The organism is Nocardia arthritidis (assembly GCF_011801145.1).
Lineage (GTDB): Bacteria > Actinomycetota > Actinomycetes > Mycobacteriales > Mycobacteriaceae > Nocardia > Nocardia arthritidis_A.
The window spans coordinates 7,632,445-7,645,653 of record NZ_CP046172.1; the positions used below are offsets into that span (position 1 = coordinate 7,632,445).

The 13,209-nt window shown below is 68.7% G+C and carries 7 protein-coding genes and 1 riboswitch; of the genes, 1 reads left to right on the plus strand and 6 read right to left on the minus strand.

The features are described 5' to 3' along the window. Positions 1–105: 105 nt before the first annotated feature. From rsmD to F5544_RS34385, 4 genes are all read right to left on the minus strand, one after another. On the minus strand, positions 106–678 hold the full coding sequence (gene rsmD / locus F5544_RS34370) for a 16S rRNA (guanine(966)-N(2))-methyltransferase RsmD (RefSeq protein ID WP_167477025.1): 573 nt from the start codon (positions 676–678) through the stop codon (positions 106–108). After that, positions 675–4,079 (minus strand): pyruvate carboxylase, encoded by a 3,405-nt coding sequence (locus F5544_RS34375; protein ID WP_167477026.1) that lies wholly within the window; start codon positions 4,077–4,079, stop codon positions 675–677. The genes rsmD and F5544_RS34375 overlap by 4 nt, the downstream gene beginning before the upstream one ends. Positions 4,080–4,241: 162 nt before the next feature. Next, positions 4,242–5,114, minus strand: a complete 873-nt coding sequence (locus F5544_RS34380; RefSeq protein ID WP_167477027.1) for a glycosyltransferase family 2 protein — start codon at positions 5,112–5,114, stop codon at positions 4,242–4,244. Between the two features lie 200 nt (positions 5,115–5,314). Beyond that, complete coding sequence (locus F5544_RS34385; protein ID WP_203217415.1) at positions 5,315–6,031, minus strand: polysaccharide deacetylase family protein; 717 nt, start codon at positions 6,029–6,031, stop codon at positions 5,315–5,317. A 134-nt stretch (positions 6,032–6,165) separates the two neighbouring features. Beyond that, positions 6,166–6,404: riboswitch (cobalamin riboswitch) on the plus strand. Between the two features lie 138 nt (positions 6,405–6,542). Between F5544_RS34385 and metE the strand changes: the two genes are divergently transcribed. After that, a complete protein-coding gene (gene metE / locus F5544_RS34390; protein WP_167477028.1) occupies positions 6,543–8,810 on the plus strand; it encodes a 5-methyltetrahydropteroyltriglutamate--homocysteine S-methyltransferase in 2,268 nt (755 codons plus the stop codon). A 56-nt stretch (positions 8,811–8,866) separates the two neighbouring features. Here metE and F5544_RS34395 read toward each other — a convergent pair whose 3' ends face one another. Beyond that, a complete protein-coding gene (locus F5544_RS34395; protein ID WP_167477029.1) occupies positions 8,867–10,213 on the minus strand; it encodes a serine/threonine-protein kinase in 1,347 nt (448 codons plus the stop codon). Positions 10,214–10,300: 87 nt separating this feature from the next. After that, positions 10,301–13,066 carry an ATP-binding protein gene (locus tag F5544_RS34400; protein ID WP_167477030.1) on the minus strand — a complete coding sequence of 922 codons (2,766 nt, stop codon included), beginning with the start codon at positions 13,064–13,066 and terminating at the stop codon, positions 10,301–10,303. Positions 13,067–13,209: the final 143 nt, after the last annotated feature.

Genomic DNA, 13,209 nt, shown 5'->3' on the forward strand with positions numbered 1-13,209 from the left:
CAACCGATTTCGTGAGAACATGGGTAACTCGCCGGGTACAGGCTGACCCGACCACCTGGCCTACCGCCGGTCGCCAGCGCAAATCTCGCGGCACACGAGTCTGGCCTAAAGTCGCGGGGAGGCGGGGGAGTATTCCGCGAGTTCGATCCGGGTTTCGCCGTATTTGCGCGGCTTGGCCGCGGAATACCCTGCGGGCCAATCGATTTCCGGTGACCGACTGGAACGTTCGACGATCACCAGCGCCTCGGGCGCGAGCCAGCCGTGCGCGGCGAGCAACCGCAGGTCGGCGAGCACCGCGGCGTCGTCCAGATCGTATGGCGGGTCGGAGAAGACGAGATCGAATTCGCCCGCACCGCCCGCCGCCAGCACGGATCCGACCGCGCCGACGCGCAGTTCCGCGCCGGGCAGCCCGAGGTCGGCGATATTGCCGCGGACGACGGCGGCGGCCTTGCGGTCGGATTCGATCAGCAGCGCGTGCGCGGCGCCGCGGGACAGCGCCTCCAATCCCAGCGCGCCCGATCCGGCGTACAGGTCGAGCACCCGTACGCCGTGCAGGTCCAGCCGCGCGTCGATGGCGCTGAACAGCGCCTCGCGCACCCGGTCGGAGGTGGGGCGGGTGCCCGCGGGCGGCACCCGCAGCCTGCGCCCGCCGACCGCTCCGGCGACGATCCGCGTCATTCCGCGGCGGCTTCGTGTACGCGCAGTTCGATGAGCAGATCCCCGCCCTCGACCTGCTGCACCGTTCCGATCGCGATCCGGCCGACCACACCGGCCCGGGGCGCGGTGATGGCCGCCTCCATCTTCATCGCCTCGATGGTGCCGATGATCGCGCCCGCCTCGATCGAATCGCCTTCGGACACAATGAGAGTCACCACACCGGCGAACGGCGCCGCGATATGGCCCTGGTTGTTCTTATCGGCCTTCTCCGCCGCGGGAACCTCACTGGCGATGGACCGGTCGCGCACCGCGACGGGCCGCAGCTGGCCGTTGAGGATGCACATCACCGTGCGCATACCGCGCTCGTCCGGTTCCGAGATAGCCTCGAGGCCGATCAGCAGCGTGACGCCCTTCTCCAGCTGCACCCGGTGCTCCTCACCGTGCCGCAGGCCGTAGAAGAACTGGTTGGCCGAAAGACCCGTCGTATCACCGTATTTCTCACGGTGGGCGAGGAACTCGTGCGTCGGGCCGGGGAAGAGCAAGCGGTTCAACGTCGCCCGGCGCTGCTCCGGCGTCCCGGCCAGCTGTTCCTCATCCTCTTGGGAGAGTTGGACTTCCGGCTTCGCCTGCCCGCGTCCGGCCAGCGCGTGCGTGCGGAACGGCTCCGGCCAGCCGCCCGCGGGTGTGCCGAGTTCGCCGCGCAGGAAACCGATCACCGAATCCGGAATGTCGTAGCGGCCCGGGTCGGCGGCGAAATCCGCGACGTCGACGCCGGTGCCGACGAGCGCGAGCGCGAGATCGCCGACCACCTTCGAGGACGGTGTCACCTTCACCAGCCGGCCCAGCAGCCGGTCCGCCGCCGCGTATTTCGCCTCGACCTCCTCGAACCGGTCGCCGAGGCCGAGCGCGATGGCCTGCTGGCGCAGATTCGACAACTGACCGCCCGGAATCTCGTGGGTGTACACCCGGCCGGTGGGTGCGGGCAGCCCGGATTCGAAGGGCGCGTACACCTTTCGCAGCGCCTCCCAGTACGGCTCCAGATCGCAGACGCTCTGCAGGTTCAGCCCGGTGTCGTATTCGCTGTTGGCCGCGGCCGCGACGATCGCGGAAAGCGCTGGCTGGCTTGTGGTTCCGGCCATCGCCGCGCTCGCGCCGTCCACCGCGTCGGCGCCCGCCTGCCAGGCCGCGAGGTAGGTGGCCAGCTGGCCGCCCGGGGTGTCGTGGGTGTGCACGTGCACCGGCAGATCGAAGTTACTGCGCAGGGCCGTAACGAGTTTCGCCGCGGCGGGGGCGCGCAGCAGGCCGGCCATATCCTTGATGGCGAGCACATGTGCGCCCGCGTCCACCATCTGCTCGGCCAGCTTCAGGTAGTAGTCGAGCGTGTACAGGGACTCGTTCGGGTTGGACAGGTCGCCGGTGTAGCTCATCGCGACTTCCGCGATGGCCGTTCCGGTTTCGCGCACCGCATCGATGGCCGGACGCATCTGGTCGACGTTGTTGAGCGCGTCGAAGATGCGGAAGATATCGATGCCGGTCGCCGTCGCCTCCGCGACGAACGCCCTGGTCACCCGCTCCGGGTACGGCGTGTAGCCGACGGTGTTGCGCCCGCGCAGCAGCATCTGCAGACAGATGTTGGGTATCGCCGCGCGCAGGGCGGCCAGCCGCTCCCACGGGTCCTCGTACAGGAATCGAAGCGCCACATCGTAAGTCGCGCCGCCCCAGCATTCGATGGACAGCAGCTCCGGCGTCAGCCGCGCGACGTGGCCCGCGACATCGAGCAAGCCGTTGGTGCGCACCCGGGTGGCCAGCAGCGACTGGTGCGCGTCGCGGAATGTGGTGTCGGTGACGCCGACCGCCTTCTGCTCGCGCAGCGCCTGCGCGAAACCCTCTGGGCCCAAACGCAACAGCCGCTGGCGCGAGCCGTGCGGCGGCGGCGCGGCCAGGTCGATGGCGGGCAGTTTGTCGTGCGGGTAGAGGGTGGTCGGGCGTTGGCCGTGCGGTTTGTTGACGGTGATGTCGGCCAGGTAGTTGAGGATCTTGGTGCCGCGGTCGGCCGAACCGCGCAGCGCGAGCAGCTGCGGACGCTCGTCGATGAACGAGGTGGTCACCCGGCCCGCCTGGAAGTCGGGATCGTCGAGCACCGCGAGCAGGAAGGGGATATTGGTGGTGACGCCGCGGATCCGGAATTCGGCGAGCGCCCGCTTGGCCCGCGCGATCGCGAGACCGAAATCGCGGCCGCGGCAGGTGAGTTTGACCAGCATCGAGTCGAAGTAGGCGCCGATCTCCGCGCCGAGGTTGGCGCCGCCGTCGAGCCGGATGCCCGCGCCGCCCGGCGTGCGGTAGGCGGTGATGCGGCCGGTGTCGGGGCGGAAGCCGTTGGCCGGATCCTCGGTGGTGATCCGGCATTGCAGCGCCGCGCCCCGGATGGCGATCGAATCCTGGGTCAGGCCAAGGTCTTCCAGCGTCTCACCGGCGGCGATGCGCAGCTGCGACTGGACCAGGTCCACATCGGTGATCTCCTCGGTCACCGTATGTTCGACCTGAATGCGCGGGTTCATCTCGATGAAGACGTGGTTGCCGCGCTCGTCGAGCAGGAATTCGACGGTGCCCGCGCAGCTGTAGCCGATCTGCCTGGCGAAGGCCACCGCGTCGGCGCAGATGCGTTCCCGCAGTTGCGGATCCAGGTTCGGCGCGGGCGCGAGCTCGAGCACCTTCTGATGCCTGCGCTGCACCGAGCAGTCGCGCTCGAACAGGTGCATCACATTGCCGTGCTGGTCGGCGAGGATCTGCACCTCGATGTGACGCGGGTTCACCACGGCCTGTTCGAGGAAGACGGTCGGGTCGCCGAATGCCGATTCGGCCTCCCTGGACGCGGCCTCGATCGATTCGCGCAGCTGTGCAGGATCGGCGACCCGGCGCATACCGCGCCCGCCGCCACCGGCCACCGCCTTGACGAAGATCGGGTACTCCAGCTCCCGTGACGCCGCGAGCAGTTCTTCGACATCCGCCGACGGCGCGCTGGACCGCAGCACCGGCAGTCCGGCCGCCCGCGCCGCCGCGACCGCGCGGGCCTTGTTACCCGCCAGCTCCAGCACCTCCGCCGATGGGCCGATGAAGGTGATGCCCTCGCGGGCGCACGCCGCGGCGAGGTCCGGATTCTCGGACAGGAAGCCGTATCCCGGATAGATGGCGTCGGCGCCCGCGGACTTGGCCGCGTCGATGATCGCGTCGATCGACAGGTAGGCGCGAACCGGGTGCCCCTGTTCACCGATCTGGTAGGACTCGGCCGCCTTCAACCGGTGGACCGAATTGCGGTCCTCGTACGGAAAGACGGCGACGGTCCCGATGCCGAGCTCGTAGGCGGCACGGAAGGCACGGATGGCGATCTCACCGCGATTGGCAACCAAGACTTTGGAGAACATTGGCCTAAGGTACCTGCCCCCAACACACGCACAGATGGGGAATGGCGCTTCGCATGGTTCTTCACAAGATGGCTTGGCAGCCTTGCGAAGTTGTGTTCATCGGCGCGTCACATACGACGCGCCGATGGACATCTGTCGGCTACCGAATTCCGGCAAACCGAGTCACAGCCAGCGCAGGGTGTGATACCTCGCACCGCCGCGCAACTGACCCACCGCGATGCCGAGCAGCAGCCCGCGCTCCTCGCTCACCAGCCCGCGGGCCACCGCGAGTCCGCAAATACGCACCAGTAATTCCGGCAGCCTGATTTCCGGCATACCGTTACCCGGATATTCGGCGTTCAACCGGGCGAGCCCGATGCCCCGGCTGCGTCCCTGCCGGTAGCCCGGTTTGAATCCGGGCCGATAGCGATAGGCCAGCAATGCCTCGGGCAGGAATCCGGTGCGATATCCGGCATTGTGCACGCGCCAGCCGAATTCGACATCCTCATTGGCCGGATAAGTCACATCCATGCCGCCCAGTTTGCGATAGACCTCGGCGCGGCATGCGGTGCTTCCGGCAATGATGATCGGGGCGAAGACACCGGCCGGTTGGAATTTGTCCGGCGCGGGCACATCGGCGACGCCGCGCGGATTATCCGCATTGAGCGATTTGCCCTCTACGGCCGAGCAGACCAGGTCGTAGCCCTCTTCCAGGAATTCGACGAGCCGCCTCGCCCAATTCGGATACGCCTTGTCGTCGTGATCGCAGAAAAGAAGTATCTCGCCCTCGGCGTGGTCTGCACCAATATTTCGAGCAAAGGCGGCGCCCTTGTGCGCCGACGCGTCGACCCATTTCAGGTCGAGTTTTTCCCGTAGCGGATGCTCGAGTATGTGTCGACGCACAAAAGTCGGCGATCCATTGTCCGCCACGACTACCTCGAGCGGGCCAACGTAGTCTTGCTCGGCTATTGCACCGAGTTGAACATCGAGGAAACCCAGACCCTCGGCATCCGAAATGAAAACGGGAATGACGATCGAAACCGATCGTGCGACCACGGTTACCCCACATCCAAGCTACAAGCGGGAAGGCACTCCCCCACAGACTCAGCAGAATTTAATGCATAGGTCAGCATACGGGAATCCAAACGTTGGTGACGATTCTCACATCATCCACCATTACCGGGCCGCCGAACGCATCGCCGGAGCGCACGGCGGGCAACGGAGAAGATGTGAAAGCTGCTGGCGCTGAAACTATCTCAGCGAACCAGCCAGATGTTACGAACCGAACTGCCGTGCGCGAGCGCATCGCCCAACGAGGCGGCGGCCAGACCGCGCTCGGCCAGACCGTCCAATACCAGGCGCGAGAGCGCACCCCGATCGAAGGTGGGCGCCGGACCGTCGTCCGCGCCGTCCGCGGCATTGGCGAACCCGTCGTGCAGCAGCAGCACATCGCCGTCGCCGATGCCCTCCAGCGCCTGCCCGGCCAGCTTCTGGACATCCTCGTCGACCCAGTCGCCCGCGAACCGGCTCCACACCACCGGGGTCAGGCCCGCGGCGCGAATCGCGGTCCACGTGCTCGCGACCTGCGCGCCGTACGGCGGCCGGAACCAGCGGACCGGTCTGCCACACAAATCCTCCAGCTGCCGCCGGGCATCCCTGGTCCGCCGGTACACCTGGGTGGCGGGCAGGGTGGTCAGCCGGATGTGGTCGTAGCCGTGTAGGCCGATCTCGTGGCCCGCCGCCAGCACATCGTTCAACAGCGCGCGCTGCTCCATGGCACGCCGGACCAGGACGAAGAAGGTCGCCGTCACACCGGCGTCGGCCAGCGCGGCCAGCACCGGCTCGGTGCTGCCGGGCTCGGGCCCGTCATCGTAGGTGAGCACCACGGTGGGGCGATCGGCTCGCACCAATTGAACAGACCCCACCCCGGCCGCAAGTGGTGCGAGTGCGCGGCCAACCACAGATTTCAACACGCGCCCATGCTAGGCGAATAAGCGTGTGATTCATGACCAACTTAAGGAAGGTCCGACCCGATTTGATGACAACTATGTAGTTGGACATATGCTGGATGACGCAGCTGGTTCACCGGGCGCAGGCGAGATGGAGCCCCTACGTCGCGTACCGGTGTCGAAACCCGAACGCTCCCTTGGGCGTACGGGCAAGAGGGAACCCGGTGGGAATCCGGGACTGTCCCCGCAGCGGTGAGCGGGAACGACCGCCGTCATCACGCACTGGGCTCATCGGCCTGGGAAGCGACGGCCAGTAGGACCTTCCGGCGGTCTGCCGGATCGGCCGATTCGGCCGGTGCCCGCGAGTCCGAAGACCTGCCGGTTGTACCGGGTACGCCGTATCCGGTGGCCACCGCCTCGTGGAGAGGGCGCGCGGGTCCGCAGCGTTTCGCCGGATGTGTTCCCGGTTCAGGGCTCCTGTTCGGCAGATCGCTGGTCCCGCTTGCCGATTGGGCGTTGGTTCAGGTCCAACACAATGGAGCACAACGTGACTGTTTCACATACGCCGTTCACCGCAACGGTTCTCGGTCTCCCGCGGGTGGGGCCGCGACGGGAACTCAAGCGCGCCACCGAGTCCTACTGGGCAGGTCGCATCGACGCAGAACAACTGCACGCCGTCGCCCGTGAGCTGCGGCGCGCCCAGTTGTCCGAATTGCGTTCCGCCGGGCTCGATTCGGTGCCGGTCGGCACCTTCTCCTACTACGACCAGATGCTCGACACCGCCGTGCTGCTCGGTGCGCTGCCCGCGCGGGTGGCCTCGATCGCCGATCCACTCGACCGGTATTTCGCCGCCGCGCGCGGCACCGACACCATCGAACCGCTGGAGATGACCAAGTGGTTCGATACCAACTACCACTATCTCGTTCCCGAAATCGATTCGGGCACAACGTTTTCGCTGAATCCGGAGCAGCTGCTCGCACAACTTGCCGAGGCGAGGGAAGTCGGCGTCGCCGCCCGGCCGGTGGTGATCGGTCCGATCACCTTCCTGAAGCTGGCCAAATCCGCCGGGGAACGCACGCTCGATCGGCTGCCGGAATTGGTGCGCCTGTACCGGGAGTTGCTCGTTCAGTTGGCCGCGGCGGGCGCCGAATGGGTGCAGATCGACGAGCCGGTGCTGGTCACCGACCTGACCGAGGACGAAATCGCCCTGGTGCGGCTCACTTACACCGAATTGGCCGCGGTCGAGCAGCGCCCGGCCATCCTGGTGGCCACCTACTTCGGGCGGCCGGGCGCGGCGCTGCCCGCCTTGGCCGAGACCGGAATCGATGGCGTCGCGCTCGACTTCGTCTCCGGCACAACGGTTCCCGAAGTGTCGGTGCTGCGTGACAAACTGCTGGTGGCCGGTGTGATCGACGGGCGCAATGTGTGGCGCACCGATCTGGACCGTGCGCTGGAAACGCTGCGGGACCTCGCGGGATCCACGGGCGCCGTCGCGGTTTCGACCTCGTGCTCGCTGCTGCACGTGCCGTACGGGCTGGCCGCCGAGACCGGACTCGACGAAGGGCTGCGTTCCTGGCTGTCGTTCGGCGCGGAGAAGGTGACCGAGGTCCGGACGCTGGCGACCGGTCTGCACCAGGGCGCCGATGCCATCGAGGATCAATTGGTCGCGACGCGTGCGGCTTTGGCCGCGCGGCGGGCCGACCCGCGCCTGCACGATCCGGCGGTGCGGGCCAGGTTGGCCGCGCTCGGCCCGGACGCCACGCGGCGCGCCCCCGCCGAGCAGCGGCGCGAATTGCAGTCCGAGCGACTGCGATTGCCCGCGCTGCCGACCACGACGATCGGATCGTATCCGCAGACCTCGGCCATCCGGCTGGCTCGGGCCGCGCTGCGCAAGGGCGAGATCGATCAGGCCGAATACCAGCGCCGGATGCGCGCCGAGATCGCCGATGTCGTTGCGCTACAGGAGAAATTGGGCCTCGACGTGCTCGTGCACGGCGAACCGGAACGCAACGACATGGTGCAGTACTTCGCCGAACAGCTCGACGGATTCGCCGCCACCGAGAACGGCTGGGTGCAGTCCTACGGCACCAGGTGCGTTCGGCCGCCGATCCTGTACGGCGATGTGGCGCGGCGCGATCCGATGACCGTCGACTGGATCACCTACGCGCAGTCGCTCACCGACAAGCCGGTCAAGGGCATGCTCACCGGCCCGGTGACCATTCTCGCGTGGTCGTTCGTGCGCGACGATCAGCCGCTCGCCGATTCGGCACGTCAAGTGGCCCTTGCCATTCGGGACGAGACGGTGGATCTGGAGGCGGCGGGCATCCGCATCGTCCAGGTGGACGAGCCCGCCCTGCGGGAGACGCTGCCGCTGCGTGCCGCCGACCAACCCGCCTACCTGGAGTGGTCGGTCGGGGCGTTCCGGTTGGCCACCGCCGGTGTCGCCGACAGCACCCAAATCCACACGCACCTCTGCTATTCGGAATTCGGTGAGGTCATCGACGCGATCGCCGGACTCGACGCCGACGTCACCTCCATCGAGGCGGCCCGGTCGCGGATGGAGATAGTCGAGGATCTCCGGTCCGCCGGATTCGACCTCGGCGTCGGGCCCGGTGTCTACGATATCCACTCGCCGAGGGTGCCCAGCGTCGAGGAGATCACCGCCTCACTGCGGACCGCACTGAAAGTCATTCCCGCCGAACGACTTTGGGTGAATCCCGACTGCGGCCTGAAGACCCGCGGCCCGGCCGAGGTGGAGTTGGCGCTGCGCAATATGGTGGCCGCCGCCCAAGCGGTGCGCTAGCCGATGTGGATCCCGCTTCGCTCGCGCGGAGCGGGATCCACTGGACTCCGGAAAGGTCACTCCGGCCACTGGTACGAGCGCGTCTGCGGAACCACCGGCCCGGGCTGCGGGGCGGGGGCCTGCTGCGGCACGGTGGTGCTGCGCCGCGGTGGCGGTTGCGGTGGGGCGGTGGTGATCGGCGGAATGTCCGCCGGGTTGGGGGCTTCGGTCGGCGGCGCGGGCGGCGGCTGTGAGGTCGTCGGCGCACTCGACGTGGTGGTCGTCGTAACCGGTTGCGGCACAACCTTGGACGTTGTCCCTGGGTTGGATGATCCACCGTCGTCGCGCATCACGAACGCCGCACCCACCGCGACACCGACCCCGGCCAGCAACAGTCCCGACGCCACCACGAATCGCATGCGCCGAGGTTTGCCGCGGGTCACCGGCTCCACCCACCGCGGCTGCTTGAACGGTATCGGCGGCGCGGGCGCCACGGCGCGGATGACGGTCGGGATCACCGCCTGATCCGGCACCGCATTACCCGAAACCAGAACCGGCCGTGGCGGTTCCGCACGCACGGTGACCGCGGCGGGTCGCAGCGCGTTCGCCGCGGCCTCGGCGAACGCGGTGCAGCTGGCGTATCGGTCCTCCGGCGATTTCGCCAGTGCGGTGGCGAGTACGGCGTCCAATTCGGCCGGGAGTTCGGGACGTGACTCGCTCGGCGCGGGCGGTGGAGCGCTCAAATGCGCGGCGATCACGGCCGCCTGTTCCTTGCGCGGGAACGGCTGCCGCCCGGTCAGCAGCTGAAATAGTGTGCAGCCCAGGGAATAAACGTCGGCGCGATGATCGGCGGGCGCGTCGGTGAATCGTTCCGGCGCGACATAGGCGAAGGTCGCGGCGATACCGGACAGCGTGACGGTGTCGTCGAGGGTGCGCGCGATCCCGAAATCGGTGAGCACCGCGCGCTCGCCGCCGCGCCGATCGTGCTCGACGAGCAGATTGGCCGGTTTCACATCCCGGTGCAACACACCCTGCGCATGCGCGTAATCCAGTGCGTGCGCGGCATCTTCGAGTAGCCGCAGGGCTCGCTCCGGCGCGAGCCCGTCCGGATGCGCGCTCAGCAATCCGGCGACATCACCGCCGTCGATATAGCGCATCGCCAACCACAGCGCGGGATCGTCGGCGGCGCTACGGTCGTATACGGGAACGATATTCGGGTGATCGAGTCCGGCGGCGAGGGTCGCTTCGCGGTCGAATGCGGTGCGCGTCTTCGGATCACCGGTGAACGCGTCGGCCAGCACCTTCAGCGCGACCCGGCGCCGCAGCCGCGGATGCGTGGCCAGATATACCGACCCCATCCCGCCGACACCGAGCAGTCGCTCGATGGCGAACCCGGCGAATACCGTTCCCGGCCGCAAACCCATGATCCTCCCCGGCGCGCATCGGGCCGAAACACGCTGCGGCGCTGTGCAAATATAACGAGCGCAAATGTAACGAGGGCAAATGTAACGTCACGAGGCCATCGGAGCGAGGCCGAGGGCCGCGAGCTCCTCGGCGTGGTCGCCACCGGCGAGCATCCGGGTTCGCAACGACTGGTAGCGGCATCCGGCGGCGTCGAACGCGGCAACCGTTGCGAGCATCCGCTGCCGGTCCCCCGTGCGCAGACCCTCGGCCCGTTCCACCAGCGCCTCGGCGACGGGATTCCCGGCCACCAGTTCTCTTGCCTGCGCCGAATATGTTCCGGCAGCCGCGCTTTCGGCGAGCACGGCCGCTTCGGCGCGCAGCGCCACATACCAGTGCAGCCACAGCCAGGTGATCGAGCGCCACACCTCGCCGGGCTCGGCCGCCAGCCGGTCGTGCGCTGCGCTCGATTGTCCGTTGTGCAGCAACAGCATTGCGTCGAACACCGCGCGGTATCCGTACGCGTGCTCGGGTGCGGTGTCGAGCCGGCTCAGCACGGCATCCCATTCGCGGCGCGCCGCGTCGTCGCCGCGCAGGCCGTTGATCATCGCGACACCGGCCACCGCGGCGCCGAGGACCGGCCCGGACGGGTTACCCGCCCGCTGCCACGACTCGAGGAATCGGGCGCCGTTGACGAGCACCTCGCCGACATTGCCCGCCAGCGCGTCGACCACCAGCAGCCAGCATGTCGCACGATGGCCGACCTCGGCGAGCATCGGATGTTCGGCGAGCTGCCGCGCCGAGCGCCGCGCGCCGGGCAGATCGCCGACGCCGAGGGCCGCCTCGGTGGCCTCGCCGAGCGCGTCGATCAACTCGTGGGTGCCGAGCGGTGTGTCCGGCGCGGACGCGAGCCGGTTCACCCGGCGCCGGGCCGTCGCGGCGGCGGCGAACGCGTCGCCCGCCCAGCTCTGTGCGCCTGCCAGGGTGTCGAGCGCGGCGGATTCGGCGAGCGGATCGCCGGTGCGGCGCGCGAGTTCCACTGCGCGCTGGGCGTATTCGATGGTCCGCGCCGCGGCGCTGTCGGGTGCGGCGGCGAACGCGTCGGTGAGCGCGCGCCCGGCTTCGGCCAGCGCCACCGCGGCCTGGGCCGCCAGGTTGTCACCCGCCGATTCGCGCGCGTCGGAAATGAGCGCGGCCGCCTCCGCCTGCGGCAGCGACCTGGCGAATTTGCTGGAGAACCGGTAGGAGTTGGCGGCGGCGGTCGCCAGGTCGGTGGCGGCGCCCGCGGCATCACCGGCCCGGCGGGCGGCCGCGGCGGCCGCGCGGTAGAGCCGGTCCATATCGTCGCCGCGCAGTTGGCATGCGGCCGCCGCGGCGGCCTGCCGCAGCATCGATGCGGCGTCGGCCGGGTCGTCGGCGAGCATGGCCGCCTGCTCGAAGCGCCACTGGGATTCACCGATCAGATTGCGGGTGAACAGCATTCCCGCCAGATACTCGGCGAAACGGTATGCGTCCGCGCGCTGTTCCGGCCGGTCGGACGCCCATGCCATCGCGGCGCGGAAATCATCGGCCGCCGCGTCGAATCGGGGCCGCCATTCGGCGCGCACCACCGCCAGCTCGGCGGCCTCGGTCAGGCACCAACGCAGGTGACGGGACCGGGTGATATCCAATTCGTCGGCCTCGGCGAGTCGCTCCATCCCGTACTGGCGGATGGTTTCCAGCGCCCGGTATTCGGTCCCGCTCGGCGCGGCCGAGACCAGCAGCAGGCTCTGCTCCACCAGCCGCGCCAATCCGTCTGCGACAACGCCCTTTTCGGAATCGGCGACCTGCGCGGCGGCCGCGACGGTGAACGACTTCATGAATACCGACACCCGGCGCAGCAGCACCCGGTCGGCCGGGTCGAGCAGGGCGTGACTCCAGTCGAGCGCGGCCCGCACCGACCGGTGCCGGTCCTCGGCGCGCGCGCCGCCCGCGAGCATCCGGAGTTGGTCGGACAGTCCGGCGGTCAGGCCATCCAGCCCGAGCGTCGTCCAGCGCGCGGCGGCCAGCTCGATGGCGAGCGCGACGCCGTCGAGCCGCGCGCAGAACGCCGCGACCTGGTCGCGCAGTGCGTGATTCGGCGGCCAGCCGCTGGCCGCGGCCCGATCCATGAACAGCGCGACCGCGTCCGAGGCGCCCGCACCGTCCAGCGACATCGGCGGCACCTGGTAGACCCGTTCGAACGGCACCAGCAGCCGGGCCCGGCTGGTCGCGAGCACCGTCACCTTCGGGCAGGCCGCGAGCAGTCGTTCGATGAAGGGCGCGACACCGTCCCGCACATGCTCGCAGTTGTCCAGCACCAGCAGGGCGTGCCGGTCGGCCAGCGCGGTGAGCACCGATTCGTCCATACCCCGGCCGGGTTGTTCGCCGAGGCCGAGTGCGAGCGCGGCCGTACCGGCGACGACGCAGATATCCGGGTTCGTGGTCGGGACCAGGTCCACGAACCACACCCCGTCCGGATACCCGCCGGCCACCTCGGCGGCGACCGCCAGCGCGAGCCGGGTCTTCCCGACCCCGCCGGGGCCGACGGCGGTCACCTGCCGATGTTTCGAAAGCAGCTCGGCGAGTTCGCCCCGCTCGCGGTCGCGGCCGATGAACGAGGTGAGCGGTGTCGGCAGCACCGGATGCGCTCTGTCGGCAGGCGCGAGCGTTGACGCGCGCTGGGCGAGCGCCCGCCGATCCGGAACCTCCAGTTTGCGCAGCAGCGAGGAGACGTGACTCTCCACCGTTCGCACCGAAATGAACAGTCGTGCACCGATTTCGGCGTTGCTGAGATGTTCCCCCACCAGCGAGAGCACCTCGGCCTCCCGAGCCGAGATCTCCACTGTCACTGCCATAACGCCACTCTCCCGTATCCGGCCGGTCCGATACTCCCCGGTCGGTTCTGCGCGCGACGACGCGCAGGTCACGGTACCCGCCACCGGTGATCCGTGCGGCAATCCGTGGCCGATTCCGTGGTCGGCACGGATGTGGGCGGACC